Annotated in this window: 19 protein-coding genes; 10 read left to right on the top strand and 9 right to left on the bottom strand. The window is 71.2% G+C overall.

Going from position 1 to position 19395, the window contains the following annotated elements; all coding sequences use genetic code 11:
* On the top strand, positions 1-1696 hold a 1696-nt coding region (locus D7Y13_RS20905), incomplete at its 5' end, for a Ppx/GppA phosphatase family protein (protein WP_208734476.1).
* A gap of 157 nt (positions 1697-1853) precedes the next feature.
* Positions 1854-3077: a zinc-dependent alcohol dehydrogenase gene (locus tag D7Y13_RS20900; protein ID WP_120531980.1), complete on the top strand. Its 1224-nt coding sequence runs from the start codon at positions 1854-1856 to the stop codon at positions 3075-3077.
* A 4-nt stretch (positions 3078-3081) separates the two neighbouring features.
* Here the strand turns inward: D7Y13_RS20900 and D7Y13_RS20895 are convergent, their stop codons facing one another.
* Both D7Y13_RS20895 and D7Y13_RS20890 read right to left on the bottom strand, forming a co-directional pair.
* On the bottom strand, positions 3082-4107 hold the full coding sequence (locus D7Y13_RS20895; protein ID WP_120532003.1) for an S-adenosylmethionine:tRNA ribosyltransferase-isomerase: 1026 nt from the start codon (positions 4105-4107) through the stop codon (positions 3082-3084).
* Positions 4104-4826, bottom strand: coding sequence for an SDR family NAD(P)-dependent oxidoreductase (locus tag D7Y13_RS20890; RefSeq protein WP_120531981.1), 723 nt, complete (start codon positions 4824-4826; stop codon positions 4104-4106). Before D7Y13_RS20890 ends, D7Y13_RS20895 begins: the two co-directional genes overlap by 4 nt.
* Positions 4827-4912: 86 nt before the next feature.
* Between D7Y13_RS20890 and D7Y13_RS20885 the strand changes: the two genes are divergently transcribed.
* Entirely contained in the window at positions 4913-5470 is a 558-nt protein-coding gene (locus D7Y13_RS20885; RefSeq protein ID WP_120584944.1) for a helix-turn-helix domain-containing protein, read from the top strand.
* A 17-nt stretch (positions 5471-5487) separates the two neighbouring features.
* Here D7Y13_RS20885 and D7Y13_RS20880 read toward each other — a convergent pair whose 3' ends face one another.
* Entirely contained in the window at positions 5488-6234 is a 747-nt protein-coding gene (locus D7Y13_RS20880) for a hypothetical protein (RefSeq protein WP_147444424.1), read from the bottom strand.
* Positions 6235-6420: 186 nt separating this feature from the next.
* On the opposite strand from D7Y13_RS20880, the gene D7Y13_RS20875 reads away from it, so the two are divergent.
* A complete protein-coding gene (locus D7Y13_RS20875; protein WP_120584946.1) occupies positions 6421-7947 on the top strand; it encodes a hypothetical protein in 1527 nt (508 codons plus the stop codon).
* Positions 7948-8018: 71 nt separating this feature from the next.
* Here the strand turns inward: D7Y13_RS20875 and D7Y13_RS20870 are convergent, their stop codons facing one another.
* Positions 8019-8723 carry a hypothetical protein gene (locus D7Y13_RS20870; protein WP_120531984.1) on the bottom strand — a complete coding sequence of 235 codons (705 nt, stop codon included), beginning with the start codon at positions 8721-8723 and terminating at the stop codon, positions 8019-8021.
* A 385-nt stretch (positions 8724-9108) separates the two neighbouring features.
* Here D7Y13_RS20870 and D7Y13_RS20865 point away from each other — a divergent pair, with 385 nt between their 5' ends.
* Positions 9109-9543, top strand: coding sequence for a hypothetical protein (locus tag D7Y13_RS20865; RefSeq protein ID WP_147444425.1), 435 nt, complete (start codon positions 9109-9111; stop codon positions 9541-9543).
* On the opposite strand, the gene D7Y13_RS20860 is transcribed toward D7Y13_RS20865, so the two are convergent.
* Positions 9525-10127 carry a 2OG-Fe(II) oxygenase gene (locus tag D7Y13_RS20860; protein WP_120584948.1) on the bottom strand — a complete coding sequence of 201 codons (603 nt, stop codon included), beginning with the start codon at positions 10125-10127 and terminating at the stop codon, positions 9525-9527. The two genes, D7Y13_RS20865 and D7Y13_RS20860, sit on opposite strands and share 19 nt — an antisense overlap.
* 102 nt (positions 10128-10229) lie before the next feature.
* Here D7Y13_RS20860 and D7Y13_RS20855 point away from each other — a divergent pair, with 102 nt between their 5' ends.
* Positions 10230-10844, top strand: a complete 615-nt coding sequence (locus D7Y13_RS20855) for a DUF4230 domain-containing protein (protein ID WP_120531987.1) — start codon at positions 10230-10232, stop codon at positions 10842-10844.
* 11 nt (positions 10845-10855) lie between these two features.
* Here the strand turns inward: D7Y13_RS20855 and D7Y13_RS20850 are convergent, their stop codons facing one another.
* Together D7Y13_RS20850 and D7Y13_RS20845 are read right to left on the bottom strand one after the other, a co-directional pair.
* Positions 10856-12109: a tetratricopeptide repeat protein gene (locus D7Y13_RS20850; RefSeq protein WP_120584949.1), complete on the bottom strand. Its 1254-nt coding sequence runs from the start codon at positions 12107-12109 to the stop codon at positions 10856-10858.
* A 14-nt stretch (positions 12110-12123) separates the two neighbouring features.
* The gene (locus tag D7Y13_RS20845) at positions 12124-14166 is read right to left on the bottom strand and encodes a hybrid sensor histidine kinase/response regulator (RefSeq protein ID WP_120532005.1); all 2043 of its coding nucleotides are present in this window, start codon (positions 14164-14166) and stop codon (positions 12124-12126) included.
* 174 nt (positions 14167-14340) lie between these two features.
* Between D7Y13_RS20845 and D7Y13_RS20840 the strand changes: the two genes are divergently transcribed.
* The 4 genes from D7Y13_RS20840 to D7Y13_RS20825 all read left to right on the top strand — a co-directional run bounded on the left by D7Y13_RS20840 (position 14341) and on the right by D7Y13_RS20825 (position 17580).
* On the top strand, positions 14341-15129 hold the full coding sequence (locus tag D7Y13_RS20840) for a DUF2270 domain-containing protein (RefSeq protein ID WP_120531989.1): 789 nt from the start codon (positions 14341-14343) through the stop codon (positions 15127-15129).
* Between the two features lie 143 nt (positions 15130-15272).
* Complete coding sequence (locus tag D7Y13_RS20835; protein ID WP_233595788.1) at positions 15273-15842, top strand: hypothetical protein; 570 nt, start codon at positions 15273-15275, stop codon at positions 15840-15842.
* A 19-nt stretch (positions 15843-15861) separates the two neighbouring features.
* Positions 15862-16281 (top strand): hypothetical protein, encoded by a 420-nt coding sequence (locus D7Y13_RS20830; RefSeq protein ID WP_120584950.1) that lies wholly within the window; start codon positions 15862-15864, stop codon positions 16279-16281.
* 291 nt (positions 16282-16572) lie between these two features.
* Positions 16573-17580 (top strand): isocitrate/isopropylmalate dehydrogenase family protein, encoded by a 1008-nt coding sequence (locus tag D7Y13_RS20825; RefSeq protein WP_120531992.1) that lies wholly within the window; start codon positions 16573-16575, stop codon positions 17578-17580.
* Between the two features lie 57 nt (positions 17581-17637).
* On the opposite strand, the gene D7Y13_RS20820 is transcribed toward D7Y13_RS20825, so the two are convergent.
* Positions 17638-18018, bottom strand: coding sequence for a translation initiation factor (locus D7Y13_RS20820; protein ID WP_120584951.1), 381 nt, complete (start codon positions 18016-18018; stop codon positions 17638-17640).
* 15 nt (positions 18019-18033) lie between these two features.
* The coding region (locus tag D7Y13_RS20815) for a vitamin K epoxide reductase/DsbA family protein (RefSeq protein WP_120584952.1) at positions 18034-19395 on the bottom strand (1362 nt) is incomplete at its 5' end.

The raw sequence follows: 19395 nt of genomic DNA, 5'->3' as shown, positions 1-19395 counted from the left end.
CGCCCTGCGCGAGGCCAGAAACCGCCAGGACATCGTGCGCCGCGTGCACGAGGAGGCCGGCCTGGACCTGGAGGTCGTCAGCGGCAAGGAGGAGGCCCGCCTCATCTGCCTGGGCGTGCTGCACAGGTCCCCGGAGACCGCCGAGCGCCTGCTGTCCACCCTGCGCCGCTACGCCGCGCTCTGCCGCCGCCACAAGGCCCAGGTGCGCGCCGTCGCCACCAGCGCCCTGCGCGAGGCCAGAAACCGCCAGGACATCGTGCGCCGCGTGCACGAGGAGGCCGGCCTGGACCTGGAGGTCGTCAGCGGCAAGGAGGAGGCCCGCCTCATCTGCCTGGGCGTGCTGCACAGGTCCCCGGAGACCGCCGAGCGCCTGCTGTCCACCCTGCGCCGCTACGCCGCGCTCTGCCGCCGCCACAAGGCCCAGGTGCGCGCCGTCGCCACCAGCGCCCTGCGCGAGGCCAGAAACCGCCAGGACATCGTGCGCCGCGTGCACGAGGAGGCCGGCCTGGACCTGGAGGTCGTCAGCGGCAAGGAGGAGGCCCGCCTCATCTGCCTGGGCGTGCTGCACAGGAAGCCCGCCAACGCCCGCTCGCTGCTCGTGGACATTGGCGGGGGCAGCACCGAGGTCGCCATCGCCACCGGGGAGAAGCCTGACGACCTGTGGAGCCTGGCGCTGGGCTCCGTGCGCCTCACGGAGGTGTTCGACACCTCGCGCACGGTGACGCCCAAGCAGTTGCGCCTGATGCGCGGCTTCGTCAACGAGGTGCTCCACAAGACCCTGCCCGAGCAGATGCCCGCGCTGCCCCGCGTGGCCCTGGGCTCCTCCGGCACCATCCAGGCCGTGGTGGGCTTCGCGGTCAACGACAACGGAGGCAACGCCACCGTGAGGCAGCTCACCCAGTCCGTGGAGACGCTGGCCTCCATGCCGCCCGAGCGCCGCCGCAAGCGCTTCGACCCGCGCCGCGCGGACATCATCGTCTCCGGCGCCGTCATCCTGGAGGGCGTCGTGAAGCATCTGGGCGTGGACTCCGTCAGCATCGTCAACCGGGGCCTGCGCGACGGCCTGCTGGTGGATCTGCTCTACCGCCAGGACGAGTCGCGCGACGACCACAGCCTCGCGGACGCGGCGCTCGCCATCGGGCAGCGCTTCTTCTTCGACGAGAAGCACGCCCGCCAGGTGGCCCGCATGTCCCTGGCCCTCTTCGACGGGCTGGCCGCGCTGCACCAGCTCCCCCTCTCCGTGCGCCCGCACCTGGAGGTCGCCGCGCTCTTGCATGACATCGGCACGGCGGTCAGCCACGAGCGCCACCACCGGCACACGTACTACCTCATCCACAACGCGGACATCCCCGGCCTCGCGGACCGCGAGCGCGAGATCATCGCGCGCGTCGCCCGCTACCACCGGCGCTCCCAGCCGGAGCTGTCCCACTCCGGCATGGCGGGCCTCACCCCGTCCGAAGCGCGGCGCGTGCGCAAGCTGGCCACGCTGCTGCGGCTGGCGAACGCGTTGGACCACAGCCACCACCAGCCCATCCGCGACTTCAAGGTCACGCACGGCCGCGACATCGTGACGCTGCACCTGCACGCGAAGCAGCCGCTGGACCTGGAGCTGTGGAACGCGGAGCGGGAGGTCGCCCCCTTCCGCAAGGTCTTCGGCAAGCGGCTCGCCTTCCAGGTGCACTCGGCCGGGCGTTAGGACCGTCGCATCCCTGCCTGCCCTCCAGAGAGGGGAGCAGCGCGGGTTTTGCCCGGCCCCAACGCCGTGTCCACCTCCAGTGACAACAGGTCCCGTGCGCGGCGCGCACCGGGGACCGTTTCGTCATTCGAGGCCCCGGGCGGGCAAGGAGCGCACCATGAAGGCCGTCGTATTCCATGGGATTGGGGACATCCGGCTGGACGACGTCCCGGAGCCGAAGCTCAAGGAGCCCACCGATGCCGTCGTGCGGCTGACCGCCAGCGCCATCTGCGGCACCGACCTGCACATGATTCGCGGCACCATGGCCGGCATGAAGCCCGGCACCGTGCTGGGCCACGAGGGCGTGGGCGTCATCGAGGAGCTGGGCGAGGACGTGCGCAACTTCAACGTGGGCGACCGCGTGGTCATCTGCTCCACCATCGCGTGCGGCAACTGCTCCTACTGCCGCGCCGGCTATTACGCCCAGTGCAACGACGCCAACCCCAACGGCCCCGCCGCGGGCACCGCCTTCTTCGGCGGCCCCGGCATGACGGGCCCCTTCGACGGCCTGCAGGCGGAGAAGGCGCGCATCCCGTTCGCGCACGTCACCCTGGTGAAGGTGCCCGCTGGCGTCACCGACGATCAGGCCATCCTCGTCTCCGACATCTTCCCCACCGGCTACTTCGGCGCGGAGATGGCGGAGATCAAACCCGGTGACACCGTGGCGGTGTTCGGCTGCGGCCCGGTGGGCTTGTTCGCCATCGTGAGCGCGAAGCTCCTGGGTGCGGGCCGCGTGTTCGCCATCGACTGCCACGAGGACCGGCTGGAGCTGGCGCGCATCCAGGGCGCGGAGGTCATCAACTTCGAGAAGGAAGACCCGGTGGAGACGCTCAAGCGCTTCACCGCCGGCATCGGCGTGGACCGCGCCATCGACGCGGTGGGCGTGGACGCCGTGCACGCGCACCACGGCCCCGCAGCCAAGAAGGCCAAGGTGGAGAAGCCGGAGTTCAAGCGCGAGGTCGCGCAGGTCGCGCCCAAGACGAAGCCGGACGGCGACAACTGGGTGCCGGGCGACGCGCCGTCGCAGGCCGCGCAGTGGGCGGTGGAGTCGCTGGCCAAGGCCGGGACGCTGTCCATCATCGGCGTGTACCCGCAGACGATGAACGCGTTCCCCATTGGCGCGGCGATGAACAAGAACCTCACCCTGCGCATGGGCAACTGCAACCACCGCAAGTACATCCCGCGCCTCCTGGAGCTGGTGCGCTCCGGCACGGTGGACCCCACCGCCATCCTCAGCCACGTGAAGTCCATGGCCTCCGCCATCGACGCGTACCGCAACTTCGACCTGCGCAAGCCCGGCTGGGTGAAGGTGGAGCTGGAGCCCGGCGCCACCGTCCAGTGACGGCTCAGGCGTCCAGCACCAGGCACGTGTCCCCAAACTCGTGCCCCAGGTAGCCCGCCGCTTCCGCATGCGCCGCCGCGCGCTGCAACAGCGGAAGCGGCGCGAAGGCCTGGAGCAGCGCATGGTGGCTGCTCCCCGGTTCGTGCACGCCGGTGAGCAGCCCGTGCACCACCCGGAGCACGTAGCCCGGCCCCAGCAGCAGGTCCGTCACGTCCTCCCCCGCCACCAGCCTTCCTCCGTGCTGCGTCGCGCGTCCTTCCAGGGCCCGCACCACGGTGGTGCCCACCGCCACCACGCGCCCTCCCTGCGCGCGCGTCTCCTCCACCCACTCCACCGTGCGCGCGGGAATGTCCGAACGCTCCGGCCGGGGCAGCGCCGCGTCCAGGACCGCGTCGCCCGTGGAGGACAGTCCCGCCGCGTGGGTGAGCGAAGCCCAGCGCACGCCGCGCGCCTTCAGCCGCGAGAACACGGACGCGGTGAGGGGCAGGCCCGCGGACGGCATCTCCGCGGCCCAGGGGCGCGCGGCGTAGAGCGTCTGCACGTGCCACAGCGCCAGCGGCCCGGCGGTGTGCGAGTACTGCACCGGACGCCCCGCTTGATAGAGCGCGTGCCAGAGCGCCGCGCCGCTCAGGTCGAAGGCCACGCGCACGAGCCGGGGCGAAGGCGGCAACACCTCCACCACCCGGGCCTTGAGCCCTCCGACTTCCAGGTGCGCGCCCACGGGCAGCTCGGGCGGAGGAAGGCGGTCCTCGGTGCGGCGGCGCCAGTCTCCCGCGCCAAAAAGCACCGCCGTCCAGGTGTCGTCCGGTTCGTGAGCCAGCAATCGCAGCTCGATGGGCGCGCCCGCGCCGGTGCGGCCCGTGAGCGAGCCGGGCAGCGTGGCCGCGTCGTTCAGCACCAGCAGGTCGCCCTCGCGCAGGAGGTCGGGCAGGCCCGCGGCGATGCCGTCGGAGAGGCGTCCCGCGCGGGGCTCGACGTGGAGCAGCCTCGCCGCGTCGGGGTGTTCCCGGGGCCAGCGGGCGGCGTTCATGCGGCCTCCCACCGGGCGGCCTCGAAGCGCTGACCGGCCGGGATGGCGCGGGTCTCCACCAGCGCGAGGATGCGCGCGGCCACGTCCTCCGGCTTCGCCAGCGTCGCGGGGTCCGCGTCCGGAATCGCATCGCTGTGCATGCGCGTGTCCATGTCCCCGGGGTCCACCGACAGCAACCGCACGCCGCTGCCTTCCAGTTCCGCCGCCCAGATGCGCGTCAGGTGGTCCAGCGCCGCCTTCGACAGGCCGTAGGCGCCCCAGCGGGGATACGCGGACACCGCCGCGTCGGAGGTGATGTTGACGACGAGCCCCCGCCCTCGCAGCACCATGCTCCCCGCCACCGCCTTCGTGAGCCGGAAGGGGCCCAGCACGTTGACCTCCAGCACCTGGGACAGGTCCTCGCACGCCGTGTCCAACAGGAGCGGCAGCGGCGTGGGGCCCAGGCTGCTCGCGTTGTTCACCAGCACGTCCAGCGGTCCCACCAGCGCGGTGGCCGCGCCCACCAGCGGGTAGATGGCCTGCTTGTCCCCCACGTCGTACGCCAGCGCGTGCACCTGCAGGCCCTGCATCCGGAGCGGCGTCACCGCCGCCATCAACGCCTTCGCGTCCCGGGCCACGCCCACCACCCGGGCGCCCCGCCGCGCGAAGCCCTCCATCAGCGCACGCCCCAGCCCCCGGCTCGCGCCCGTCACCAGCACCGCCTGGTTCTTCACATCCATGGGTTTGCTCCTCCTTGGGAAGAGGGATAGCGCGAGGGCTCCGATGTGATGGCAACGCCGCCAACGGGTTGGCAGAATGCCAGCGCATGAGCGACGAGGACCTTCCGGGCAGACTGGCGCGCAACCTGCGGACCCTGCGCGAGACACGGGGTGCCACGCAGGTGCAGTTGGCGAAGCTGGCGGGCGTGCCCCGGGCCACCTGGGCGCACCTGGAGTCGGGCGCGGCCAACCCCACGCTCTCCGTGCTGCACCGGGTGGCGGGGGCGCTCCAGGTGTCGCTGGAGGAGCTGCTGGCCCGCCCCAAGGCGAGCGCGCGGCACTACCGGCGCGACAGCCTTCCAGTGCGCCAGCGCGGCGCGGCCTTCCTGCGCAAGCTGCTGCCCGACCCACTGCCCGGCATGGAGTTCGACCGGCTGGAGTTGCCCGCGCAGGCGCGCATCACCGGCGTGCCCCACACGCCCGGCACCCGCGAGTACCTGGCCTGTGAGTCCGGCACGCTCGCGCTGGTGGCCAGCGGGGAGCGCTTCGTCCTCGAAGCGGGCGACGTCGTCGTCTTCCGGGGCGACCAGAAGCACTCGTACGAGAACCCCGGGCCGCGCACGGCGGTGGGCTACTCCGTCGTGCTGCTCACTCCGTCCCTCTGAAGCGGACGCGAGCCCCGCTACGCCCCACCGCCCTGCCAGATGAGCATTCCCATCACGCCCACGTCGCGCGCGCCGTCCGCGTGGAGTCGCCACGGCACCGCGACGCCCAGCTCCAGCGACTTCGCCGGATGCGCGAGCAGGCCCGGCGCCAGGAGCACCGTGGAGGTGCCATCCTCATCACGCCACGCGGCCTCCACCGTGGGCCGCAACGGTCCCAATTCCAGCACCGCGCCGGCCGCGAAGTCCGGATGCAGCTCCCCGCCCAGGCCGCGCACGCCGGGAAGCTCCTCGGCCTTGAGCTGGAGGTTGAAGCCCAGCGGGCCCACGTCCTGGTAGGCCAGCAGGTACGGTTCGAAGCCCGGACGGAAGCGGTCGTCCACCGCGTCGCGCGTGGCCAGCAGGTCCATGCCGACGCTGAGCGTGAAGCCGCGCCGTCCGTCGTTGATGAGCGCCCAGCCCACGCCGGCCTCCGCGGAGTCCAGCCCGCGCGGATCCTCCGGCGTCGTCAGCGCCACTGACGCTTCCACCTGCACCCGGTCGCTGAGCCCGTACTCGGCGAACACGGGCAGTTCGAAGCGCGTGTCCCCTTCCTGCCGCGTCCACTCCAGACCGGTGCCCAGTTGGACCTGCCGCTGCTGCTGGGGCGCGGCCCCATCCCCGAGGAAGAACTCCTGCACCCGCCCCTCGACCCCGTCCGCCGCGAGCGCGGGCGCCGACAACAAGCCCAGCAATCCCATCACCCCAAGCCGCCATGCGTCCGCCATTCCTCCACGGTGCACATGGCCCTAGCGCTCCGGGGATTCCCGGTCGTGCCGCCGGGGGCCCGTCCGCTCGCTTGCTTTCATACACGGGGAAACAGGCAGGGGCTCGGAGTGGAGGCTTGCATCACCGGGGGTGAGGGTGGCAGGAGACCCAGGCACTTCTCCAAGGGACCGACCATGACATCCGGAATGAAGACGACCCCGCATCCCTTCGCGCGCGGCGCCGTGGCCCTGCTGGCCCTGGGGCTGGCGTCCTGTGGTGGCAAGGATGTGCGCCCGGGGGACGAGAATCCCGATGATGTCATCGTCGCGGATGCATGCGCGACGGACGTGCCCTCCAGCGACCCGGCCAGCGGTGCCTGCGCGCCGGTGCGGTTGCAGTGCGCGAAGGACCTGAGCGGCTTCAAGACGGACCGCTACGTCTGGCGGGATGGCGACTGCCGTGTGCGGTCGGTGTCGCTGGTGCGCAACGACGCGGCGGACCCCGCGGGCTGGAATGGCGGCTACATCCGCCGCTACACCTACGAGGTCGCCGGAGCCCAGCGCACCTGTGATGGGCAGAGCACGCAGGTGCCCGGCTGGGGCATGGTGACCAGCCACCTGAAGGACGGCCAGACGTGGGGCGCCTGGACCCAGGACGTGCGCGGCACCGGGCGCGTCCTCCTCAAGGGCGCCCACCACGCGCTGCATGAGTTGAAGTGGCCGCTGTCGCTGGACGGGAACGTGGTGCAGGTGACGGTGCAGTACCTGTTCGCCACCGGCCGCGACCATCCGCTCTACGCCATCACCCACGACGCATCCGGCTTCCCCGCGGACCGCATCGAGGCCGACGTGCGCTCGCCCTACGGCGACCTGGCCTTCGACGACAACGCCAACACGGACATCGCCGGCCTGGGTTGGGGCGACCGCCACCGCTTCGTCACGCTGGACTCGCCGGTGACGCTGCAAAGCGGCTGGGACTACCGCGAGAAGAACGTGGTGCCCTACACGCGCATGTGGACGGCGGCGCCGGACGCGGAGATGGGCGTCGTGCAAACGCAGACGTGGCAGCAGAAGCCCGCGGGCGGCTACTGGCTGTATCCGCAGTGGGGCACGCGCCACGAGGCCGGCCCCATGCCCGAGAACTACAACTGGGCCTACCAGCTCAACCAGTACGAGCTGCCCGACGTCACCAACTCCCACCGGCTCGCGTGGGGCAGCAACTTCGGCGCGGTGGGCAAGACGCAGTACCCGCGCATCGGGGATGACGAGATGCTCTCCGGCTACCCGTACCAGAGCTATTCGGTCTTCATGGTGCTGGGCACGCACGCGTCCGACCCGGTGCTCAAGCTCGCATCGCAGGTGGAGGCATGGCAGGGCGTGAAGCTCACCGCCACCGAGGGCACCGTGCGCACGCGCGGCCCGGGCGGCGTGGGACGCACCGACGCGGTGACGTACGACGTGCCCGGCTACAACCCCGTCTATGCCACCTGGGAAGTGGACGCCGCCTCCAACCGCGTGGCGCTGGCGTTCGACACCGGGGGCCGCACAATCGTGCACCCGATGCTGGTGGTGCACGGCTACACCGCCACCAGTGCACCGAAGACGGTGACGCTGAATGGCCAGGCGCTCACCGCGGACACGGACTACTTCGCGTCGGTGGATGCCTCCGGCAAGAGCCTGTGGCTCACGCTCCAGCGCGATGTGGTGGGCAACGCCACGCTGCGGGTGGAGTAGCGCGCTTCAATGCAAGACACGGCAGGCCCCTGGCACGCGAAGGTGCGAGGGGCCTGTCGCTTTTCAGCGCGTCAGTCCGCGGAGCCGCTGCCGCCAAAGGCCTGCGGGGTCTCCGAGCGCAGCCGCTCCCACTGGGCGCGGGCGTCCTTCTCCACGCGCTTCTGCGCGTCCACCTTGCGGAGTGAGTCCTCCACCTCGCGCTTGGCGTTCGCCACCGCGGACATGAAGTTGGCCTCGGACATGTCCTTGGTGCGGACGTCGCCGGTGCGCTCCAGGGCCTTGAACTGGGCCAGGTTCAGCTCCGCGTCCGCCACGTTCAGCTCGGCGTCGCGCAGGTCCTTCTCCGCCTTGCGCGTGTCGATCTGCCGGTCATGCCATGCGACCTGGGCCTCGGCCGCAGCGCGACCCGCTTCGGCGCCCTGGAGCTGGGACCTGGCCTGCGCGATGGGGCTGGACTGGCCCGTCGCCTCCGCGGCCTTCACGGCGGCCCGCTCCGCATCCACGCGGCTCTTCGCGGCGTCCCCGTTGCGGCGGGAGACCTCCGCGGCGCGCTCGGCGTCACGCACGGCCACCTCGGCGCGCGTCACGTTGTCGGCGGCCTTGGTGCGAGCGAGCTGCGCGTCACGCACGTCTCCCAACTGATCCTCGGGAACCCTCGCCATCATCGCGTCGTCTACGCGGGCAGCCTTCGAGCTTCCGCAGCCCGCGAGGAACACCATCGATGCCCCCATGGCCAACCCCATCATCCACTGACGCTTCGTCCTGTTCTGGAACATGAGCTGATCCCCTCGTACGAAGATGACTGTTGGGCAACGTAGGCACTCCCCGGCCGGGGAACAGGCGTTGCGGGCGCTCCGGACGCCGCCGCCCCCTGGAATGCCCTTGGAAAATCGAAGCGGGCCGCAGGGCAGGCGAGCACGGTCTCCCACGCTCCCGGACAGTTGCCGCGAAATGGGCCGCCGCACGGGGGAAGAGAAAGTCATGTCCCAACCAGGCGGGCGAGCGTGTCCGAAGAGGGCGCGGTCCATGCGCCATCAGGGAGGGAACATGAAGCGAGCCGGCTGGGGAATTGCGCTGGGAATGAGCTGTGTGCTGTTGGGGGCCGCTTGCGGGCCCGAAGAGGCCGTTGACGAGCCTCGGGAGGGGACGGAGTCCGTGGAGATGCGCATCTCCCTGGAAGGGGATCAGTGCGGCGTCGTGTCCGCGCAGGCGCACGTGTGGGGCGACGACTTCTCCCCCATTGGCCCGGTGAACATGTACGTCGGGAACGGCTACATCGAGGGCGGGGTGAGCAACATCCCCGCCGGCTCCCAGCGGGGGGTGGGCGTGGCGGCCTACAACGCAGCGGGGAGGGTTGTGTACTCCGGCACCGCGTACGTGGACGTCTACGACGGACCGATGTCGCAGGTGCAGCTCACCCTGACGCGCATCCCGGAGAACTGCCCGGGCTCCGGCACCGGGAGCATCCACATCATTGGCGTGCTGGAAGGCCGGCCCCGGACGGACGGCGGAGGCGCGGTCGACGCGGGTCCGGGCCCTTCGTACGACGCGGGTCCGGGTCCTTCGTACGACGCGGGCTACGGCCCCCGGCCGTAGAACCATGCGGTGAGGGCCAGGCGCCGGGCGTGCGAGGGCAGCACCTCGTGCTCCAGCCTCTCGCTCAGGAACACCACCAGCCTGTCCAACACCGGCGCCACGTCCAGCGGGGCGCCGGTGTCCTCCGGGTAGAGGCGCAGCAGGCCGCCGTCCGCGGGCGTCCAGCCGGCGTTGGCGTACCAGATGGCGGTGAGCCTCCGGTTGGACTGGCCCGGGAACGCATCCCGGTGGCGGGCGTAGTGCGCGCCGCCGCCGGGGTAGCAGGCAAGCTGCACGTCGAAGCGGCCCAGGCCCAGGTACGCGCTCGCGGACACGGCTTCGCCCAGCGAGCGGAAGTGGTTCCACAGTGCTTCCAGCTCGGCGTCCGCGCCGGGCAGCACCCATTCGATGTGGTCTCCACGCACGGAGGTGTCGAGCGCGTGGTCCGCACCGCGCCGGATGCCCGCGGGCCGGAGCGTCCCCGCCTGCACGCGAGCCAGCGCCGCGTCCCGCACCGCGAGGGCGCGGGTCTCACCGAGGAAGGCGTCGCGCATGAAGTAGCCGTGCGAGCCCAGCGCCTCCACCTCCGCGTCCGTCAGGTCCACATGGGCCTCCCTGGCCTGCGGGCTCCAGCCACCCGCCAGGAGCCCTGACCGGCACGCTGCCCCAGGACGCCCCCGGGAAGGAAGCGGGTAGAATGCCGGGCCATGGCGAACCTCTCGCGAGTCCTCTCCGTCCTCGCCGCCGCCGCCCTGGGCGCGCTGGTCGCATGGCTGCTCTTGCGTCCGGCGTCCTTCCGGCAGCCGGACCCGGCCGTGGTGGTGGAGCAGATGCGGGAGGTGGCGCGGCTGGAGACGCTGGACGTGGCCCTCTACAAGAAGGTCACCTTCGCGCCGGAGCCGGAGGCCACCGACGCGCTGTGGAAGGACGTGTTGCTCTGGGCCAGCTACACGCTGAAGAACCCGCACGGCCGCGCCATCGTCTTCGCGGACGCGCACCTGGGCTTCGACTTCCAGCGCTTCGACGCAAGCCACCTGCGCGCCACGGGCACGCGCGTGGACGTGCTCCTGCCTCCAATGGTGGTGACGGTGGCGCTGCGGCCGGGAGAGACGGAGATCATCGACTCCAACCTGGACAGCGCGCAGACGGCGCAGTTGCTGGAGAAGGCCCGGCTCGCCTTCGAGCGCGAGGTGCGGCAGGACGCGCGCTTGAAGGACAAGGCGAGACAGTCCGCGGAGCGTTCGCTCCGGGGCCTGCTGCTCACGCTGGGCTTCCGCGAGGTGCACTTCGTGGAGCGGCTGCCTTTGGGAACGGCGGGCTGAAGCGCCAGGCTTCACGCCGACCGCAGCGAATCGCCTTCCAGCAGGAACAGGCCAGGGACACCGTCCGGCGCATGTCCCAGCGAGGTGAGGATCCGCACTGAGTCCGCATCCGAGTCCCGGCACAGCAGCACCACTTCACGCCGGCCCAGGTTCACGCGCAGGCGTCCTCCACCCGTGGCGGCATCCAGCCACCGACGCTGCGCCTTCGTGAGCAGACGCGCCCCATCGTGTCCGTCGCCCCCCGTCACGGCCCACACGCCGGAGAACGCCTCCGCCAGCCGCACCTGGCCCTGGTCGATGACGACGGGGCGCACGTCCGCGGGATGCGCCTCCAGGTTGCGCCACGCCGCCGCGTCCACGGCCTCGAGCGTGAGCCCTGAAGCCACCAGCGCGCTGGCGGGCAGGTAGCGCACGAACTCCGCGTCCTCCAGCACGTAATAGATTTCCAGCCCCTCCGGACCCGTCCGGAACAGCGCGCCCTGGGTCCCCGCCACGAACCCCGTCGGCCGCAGCACCGGCCGCACCGTCTCCAGCGCCACGCCCACTGGCCCCACGCCGGAGGACAGACCGCCCAACCGCGCCGCCAGCGCTTCCACGTACGCGGTGAGCCCCTGCGCTCCAGGTGCTTCGCGATACGCCGCGTACAGCGAGCCCACGTCCACGCGGCCCACGCCCCCCGACGCCAGCTTCACCAGCAGGTCCTTGCCCTGGCGTCGGAAGCCCATGCCCGCACGGCCCAGCGCGGCGGTGAGCGCGGCGGTGAACTCCGGTCGCAGCACCTGCTCCTGGGGCGTCGGGGCCGGTGGCAGGTCCGCGGCCTCCAGCTCCGCGCGCAGCAGCTTCGCTTCCGCATCGAAGGGGTCGCGCTCCACGGCCTCAGCCACATAGGCGCGCGCACGCGCGGCCTCGCCCTGCCGCAGCGCGAGCACGGCCAGCACCTTGAGGGCCTCCGGGTCGCCGGGGCTCAGGACCAGGGCGTCTCGCAGCTCGGCCTCCGCGTCGCGGTGCCGCTCCAGGCCCAGGAGGGCTCGCGCGAGCCCCAGCCGCACCTGGAGGTCCTGCGGGAAGTCGCGCCGCAGGGCCTGCATCAACGGCAGGGCTTCGCGTTCGGCGTCCGCGTTGACCAGCGCATGCGCCACGGTGAGGCGCAGCGTGGCGCCGGGACGTTGCGCGGCCTCGGCGCGCAGCGCGTCCAGCTCCGCGTCGGTGAGCACGTCTCCCGCCTCCACCTTGCGGCGCAGGCGCTCCAGTTCCGCCAGGGGCATCACGCGCCGGGACTCTAGTGGGCCGGGTCGGGAGCGCCCAGCCCTTCAGCGGGTTCGTCCTCGCTCCGGGTCTGCGTGAGGAACTCGTCCAGGGCCCCCACGTCGATGGGCTTGCGGAACACCGCGTCCACCAACGCAAGGCTCGCGCGGTTCTGCCCGCGCACGTCGGCGCCGGTGACGATGGCCAGCAACGCCTGGGGCGAGCGCTGCCGCAGCTCCCGCGCCAGCTCCCAGCCGGTCATCTCCGGCATCACCGCGTCCAGGAGCGCGGCGTCGAAGGCGTGCTTCTCCCAGATGCGCAAGGCCACCTCCGGGCTGTGCGCCACCTGCACGTCGTAGCCTTCTTCGCCCAGCACCTCGGCCATCATCCGCGCATTGTCCAGGTCGTCGTCCACCACCAGCACGCGGCGCGCGGGCCGCTTCAGGTGCGGCACGCCTCCCGGAGCCAGCTGCGGGGGCAGCGGCGACAGCGCCTCCACGTCCTCCGCGGTGTCACGGAAGCGCGGCAGCCGCACGGCGAAGCTCGCGCCCGAGCCGTCCGGCCGGTTCTCCACCGTCAGCTCTCCACCCCAGCGCTGCACCTGCGTGCGCGCCACCGCCAGGAACAGCGAGAACTGCGGCGCGCCCGGGTCGCGGCGCAGCGGATCAAACAGCCGCGCCAGCTCCTCCACCGCGTAGGGAGAGCCCCCGTCGTCGATGCGCAACGCCAGCCATCCATCCCCTTCCGGCCGGGTGCGGACCAGGAGCGTTCCACCACCGTCCATGCGGTCCCTCGCGGACAGCAGCAGGTTGACGATGAGCTCGCGGAAGAAGCCCGCATCCGCCTTCACGCCCCACGGGAAGCCCAGGTCCAGCTCCGTGTGCACGGGGTGCTCGCGCTGCTCCAGTTCACCTCGCGCCAGCTCCAGCGCCTCGCGCACCGTCTGGTCCACCGGCACCTCTGCCAGGAGCTCCTCGGTGCGCTGCACGCTGAACTCCTGCAGCCGCGCCACCAGTTCGCCAATCTGGCGCACCGTCTTGTCCAGCGCCTCCACGTGCTCCGGCTTGTATTCGCGTTGCAGCAGTGTGATGCGCAGCCGCAGCACGTTGAGGAAGTTGTTGAGCGCGTGCGCGGCGCCGCTCGCCAGTTGTCCCAGCGCCTGCTGCCGCGTGCGGCGCAGCAGCTGCCCCTGGAGCCTGCGCACCTCCTCGTGGGCGTTCTCCAGCGCCTTGGTCTTCACCGCCGCTTCGGTCCGGTCGCTGAAGGTCTGGATGACGCCGGCCAGGACGTGGTCCTCCTCCCACACCGGCGTGGCGCTCATCTCCAGCGTGGCGTCGCTGCCGCCAGGGCGCTCCACCACCATCATCACACCGCGCACCGGGCCCTTCTCCCGCAGCGAGCGCAGGAACGGCATGTCCTGCACTCGGAAGGGCTCACCCGTCGGGTGGCGGGCGTTGACCTGCGTCAGCACGGGCGCCAGGGAGCCGGCGGCGCGCGCGCCCACCACCGCGCGCATGGGCACGCCCATCAAGCGGCTCACCGGCGGCGAGGCGAAGGACACCATGCCGTCCGTCTCAGCCAGCAGGATGCCCACCTCCACGTGGTTGAGCACCGACTCCATCACCGCGGCCTCGCGGAAGCGGACCTCCTCTGTCTTCAGCACGCGCGCGTAGGACGCCTGCGCGGACGCATCCGCCTCCCAGATGAGCTCCGACACCAGCTCCGCGACGTCCGAGTCGATGACGCCCCCGTTGCGGCGCGAGTAGACGTAGAGCAGCACCTCCTGGAGGGACTTGAACTCGCGCGTCAGGTCCTCGGGTTCGAAGTTCTGGTCGTACCGGTAGGCCCCGTGCGAGCGCACCACCTCCGGCCACAGCCGCACGGCGTCCTCTCCCCGGTCGCGGAGCAGGCGGGCAAGCTCGTCCAGCAGGTGGCGCAGGGGGGCGCGCAGGTCGCGGCCGGGGACCTCCACCTCGTAGGTCTCCGCGCGCAGGCGCTTGGCCCACAGGCGCGTGATGCGCTCGCCCTCGTCGGAGAGCAGGCCGGACAGGGCGGTGATGGCGGTATCGGAAGGCACGCTCAAGGGCGGACGATGCGCACGCTCCGGGCGCCCAGCCACCCGGCCCCCCTGGTGACGCCGCGCGTGAATGTCCGCCTCCGCACAGCCCCGGGGCCGTCGCGGGGCACGAGGGCAAGACTGGCTGCCTCCCCTGGTCAGGGGCGGCGGTCGTCCCCACCTTCCCAGTCACGGATGAGCGTCAAAGAGCGCAGACAGAATGATCTCGAACAGCCGCTGGTCTCCCAGCAGGCCATGGCGCAGCTCTTCCGTGGGGAGCTGAGCCGTTCGGACACGTGGCGTACGCGGCTGGACACGACGACGAACTGGGCGCTCACGACGACGGCGGCGGTCATCTCCTTCGGCTTCGCGACGCCGGAGAGTTCGCACGTGACGTTCCTGGTGGGCATCTGGATGGTGGTGTCCTTCCTGCTCATCGAGGCGCGCCGCTACCGGTACTACGACCTGTGGAACCGCCGGGTGCGTCTGCTGGAGGACGGCTGGTGGGCACCGATGCTGCGGCGCGAGCCGGTGGATCCAGACGCCCTGCGGGAGCTGGCGGTGGAGATGTCGCGGCCGCAGATCCAGTTGTCGCTGGGGTCGGCCATCGCCACGCGGCTCAACCGCGCGTATGGCCCCATCCTCATCGTCCTGTTGGTGACGTGGTTCTTCAAGGTCTACAGCCACCCGCGACCGCCTCGTGACTTCGACGACTTCACGGAGCGGGCCCACGTGGCGTGGATCCCCGGCCCGATGGTGATGGGCTCACTGCTGCTCATCACCCTGGCGGCGGGCTACCTCTTCATCGCGTCCTTCTTCATCCGGGCGCCGCTGGGCGAATTGCGCACGCGCCCACGAGGACGCCGGGCCGCGATGTGGGAGACCTTCTACCGGCCCTACGCCATCCAGCGGCGCAAGCGCCCGCGCCGCGCGGCGCCCAACCGCCCCACGCAGCCCCGCTCACCGCCCCCGTTCGACCACTGAGCGGGTGACGACCTTCACGAAAACGCAGCGACTTCCGCGCGCTCGTGTTCTTGCCATAGAACACGAGGCAGATGAGGACGCGCCCTTCCCTTCGCTGGCTCCTGCCCGCGCTGCTCTCCGCCTGCGCAGGAAGCACCTATCGCGTGAGGAACGAGGGCAGCTTGTTCGGGCGTACCGGAAACACGGTCTGGGTCCAGGGCCCGTGGGAGGAGATCCAGCCGTCCACGGATGTGGATGAGGTCATCGACCAGCTCTGCCCCGCCATCATGAAACTGGAGGGTGCCGCCGCCAACGACTACGGCCAGGAATACTGCGGAGCCATCTACTCACTGGGCGACGGCACCTATTACGCCAGTCACGCCTCCCCTCTGGGCAAGACCGTTCCGGTGGGCGCCTCCAGGCGCAAGCAGTGCACCCCACCCAGTCGTGTGGTGGATGCGAGGGGACGAACCTCGACCCTGGCCGACTATCACAGCCATCCGTGGTCGCCTTCGCCCCTGTCCATCTTCGACCTCAAGAATGACAACCAACTCTGGTTCATCCGGATCCAATTCGACCGGGGATGCACCGTCATGAAGTACCTGCCCTACAAGCACGTCGCCCATCCGGGAGAGGTCTATGTGCGGCGAAACGCGACGTGGATCCTGATCGGCCTCCTTCAGTCATCCCTGGACAAGGACCTGGGAATCGTCACCCCGGTGGAGGCGAAGTAGCGTCCCCGACGGAATCACCATGAACCAGCCCACCCTCCTCCTCATGGCCCTGTCGTTGACGGGGTGCGGTCTCTTCCAGCGCCCGTTCCGACCGGAACATGCGCCCCCAGCGGAGGCCGCCGCGTTCCAGTTCCCGTTGGGCTTCCCACCGGGAGAGCACACCTTCATCCCGAGCACCCACTCCGCGGCGGTCCAGCTCGCCATGGACGACTTCCTGCCGCGGGATGCCAGGCCTCCTCGGAATGCCACACCGGACGAGGTCTGCCTCATGCGACGTGAGTCCTACGACGTCCTCGCCAAGAACCTGTCCGAGGATGTCGTCCTCGTGGCCTTCACGCCCGGCAAGGGCGTCTGCGCTTCGGAGGGCCTGACCCTGGACCTGGGCGCCACCTACGCTGTCGACGTGCGCGGATGGCGCATCCTCGCGGTCCAGCGATAGCGCCCTTTACCCCTCCACGCAGACGACCGGGTCCACCCATGCGGTCCCCCCGGTCGAGCGTCTGGAACGCGGCCAGGTCCTCCGCGTCCAGCGTCGCACCGGCGTCACAAGGCCCGGGCCATGCCGGACGTCCACCCTGGCCTGGAGCCCCCGAGCAGGCCCACCCCTCGCACCCCGGCCGGGCAGGGGTGCACGGAGCCCGGCCCAGCCTGATGGGGGCCATGTCCCGGGATGAAACAGGCCCGTTTTCGTCCTTCCGGCCCCCCCGGATTTGTGGTGTGAACCGCCCCCATGGCGAATACGCGCACTGTGACGGTCATCAACGGCGACGGCATCGGTCCCGAGGTCTCGGCGGCCACCATTCGCGTCCTCGAAGCGCTCAAGGTCCCCCTGGAGTTCGAGTTCAAGGACGCCGGCGCGGAGGTCGTGGCCAAGTTCGGCACCAACCTCCCCCACGAGACGGTGGAAGCGGTCCTCAAGAGCGGCGTCGCCCTCAAGGGCCCCACCGGCACCGTCGTCGGCGGTGGCCTGCCGTCCGCCAACGTCGGCCTGCGCAAGCGGCTGGACCTGTACTCGTCCCTGCGCCCCGTGAAGAGCGTCCCCAACGTCAAGACGCGCTACGAGAACGTCGACCTGGTCGTCGTGCGTGAGAACACCGAGGACCTCTACGCCGGCCTGGAGCACATCGTGGTGCCGGGCGTCGTGGAGGCGCTGAAGATCATCACGGAGAAGGCCTCCACGCGCATCGCGCGCTTCGCCTTCGAGTACGCCCGGAAGAACGGCCGCAAGCGGGTGTCCGCCATCCACAAGGCGAACATCATGAAGCTGTCGGACGGCCTCTTCCTGGACTGCTGCCGCAAGGTCGGCCGCGAGTTCCCCGAAATCACGTACGACGAGGTCATCGTCGACAACCTCTGCATGCAGCTGGTGAAGGACCCGACCCGGTTCGACGTGATGGTGACGGAGAACCTGTACGGCGACATCGTCAGCGACCTGTGCGCGGGCCTCGTCGGCGGCCTGGGCATGGTGCCGGGCGCCAACATCGGTGAGCGCACCGCCGTCTTCGAGGCCGTGCACGGCACCGCACCGGACATCGCGGGCAAGGGCATCGCGAACCCCACCGCGTTGATGATGTCCGCGGTGATGATGCTGGAGTGGCTGGACCTGAAGGACGAAGCCCGCCGCATGCAGGGCGCCATCCAGAAGGTCTACGGCGGCGACGTGAAGGTGCGCACCGGAGACCTGGGCGGCAGCGCCACCACGCGCGAGTTCACCGACGCCATCATCGCCGCGCTGTAGGCCCGGCGAGCAGCACCGGGGTGGAGGAAGCCCTCCACCCCGCGCCTCACCTGAGCCTCAGCCGATGATGACCTTGCGGACGCCCCGCGCTTCCAGGAGCGCGGGAAGCCGTTCGCGCTGGTCGCCCTGCAACACCAGCGCGTCCTCCTCCACCACGCCGCCGCAGCCCAGGCCGCCCTTGAGCGCCTTGAGCCAGGTGTCGAGCTGGGCCGCGGGCAACCCCAACTGCTCCACCACCGTCACCTCCTTGCCGCCCCGGCCCTTGCGCTCCATGCGCACGACGGCGCGCGCGGGCCCCTTGGGTTCGGGCTTCGCCTTGGGCGCGGGCGGAGGCGGCCCCACGGGCAGCGCCTCCCGCTGCGCGGACAGGGCGGCGAAGGGGTTGTTGAAGGGCCCCGGGGACGCCGGGGTCTCGTCCTTCTTGTCGCGCTTGCCCATGGCGTGCGGTGACTCCTACGGGTGGGCGTGGCCCTCGTGGCCGCCACCGCCGACCGGCGCGCGGGCGGGCGGCAGCACGACGAAGGCCGCGTGGTTGGGGTCACCGTTGGCCAGCACCAGCGAGTAGATGAGCGGCGCGGACGGCGGCACCTGCCGGCCGTTCAACAGCACCAGCGGCGTGCCCTGGATGTTGAACTTCATGGCGTACTCGACGTCCTGGCGCAGCTTGCCCAGCGTCTGGGGGCTGCTCATGCACGCCTCCAGCTGCGGGCGCGCCACGGAGCCGGACGTGGCGATCTCCATCACCTTGTCCGTGCTCAGGAAGGCCTGGGAGGCGAACAGCCGGTTGCGCAGCTTCCAGAAGTCCTGCGCGTCCTCCAGGCACACCATCGCCTTGGCGGCTTCGCACCGCACGCTGGGCGCGTCCGGGCCCCGGCGGGGAATGGCCGGGTTGCACGCGCCATCCAGCGGGAAGTGACGGGCCTCCACGGACAGCCGGCCCTCGGGCGAGCCGCGCTTGATGGCCGCCAGCTCCTCCACCAGCGACTTGCAGTGAGGGCACTTGCTGTCGGTCCACTCCACCACCTTCACGGGCGCGTCCACGGGGCCGTAGATGCGGCGCGCCGGGTAGAGGGCCGGCTCCGGGGTGGCGGCGCGGTACTGGGCGAGCGCGTTGGACAGGTACTGCTTCTGCTCCTGGGGCAGGCTCGCCAGGTAGGCCTCCAGCGTCGGCGGCGTCACGGGCGGGGGCTCCACCTCATCCCCGTAGGTGATCTTCGCCGGGGCCGTCGCGCCCGGCAGGAACGCGCCGGCCTTCTGCGCGTGCGGGGTGGCGCGGCCGGGCATCTGCATGGCCACGAAGGCGACGGCGGAGATGCCCACCGTCCACTTGAGCGCGTCGCCCCACTCGCCCGCCTGGGGCACCAGGGGGCCGGGGAGGCCCTTCCACGCGACGCCCGCGAAGGCAATCACCAGCGCGTAGGTGCCCAGGCACGTGGGGCACACCACGCCCACCTGGGCGCTGACCCCGGCGAAGACGACGACGGAGACGATGCCCGCGGCGGCCAGCAGGCGCAGGCCGTTGGTGGCCGGGCGCACGGAGCGCTTCGCCTTGGCCCACGCGAGGTACAGCGCGGACAGGCCCACGGCGGCGAGCCCCCACACGAGGCCCAGGCCGGCGATGGGGATGCCCAGCGTGTCATGCACCGCGCTGGCGAAGTCCGAATTCCAGACGGTCTCGCAGTTGACCTGCTCGCTGATGCCGCAGCTGGTGGAACCGCCCGCGCGCAGCGTGAGCAGCTCCATCCACTGGTAGATGGCGAGCCCGCTGGTGAGGATGCCCAGGACCAGCAGCGCGAGGGCGCCACGGGTGGGGAC

The organism is Corallococcus praedator (assembly GCF_003612125.1).
GTDB classification, from domain to species: Bacteria; Myxococcota; Myxococcia; order Myxococcales; family Myxococcaceae; genus Corallococcus; species Corallococcus praedator.
Note: the sequence above shows the minus strand (reverse complement) of the source record. Positions and strands in the feature narration are given on the sequence as shown.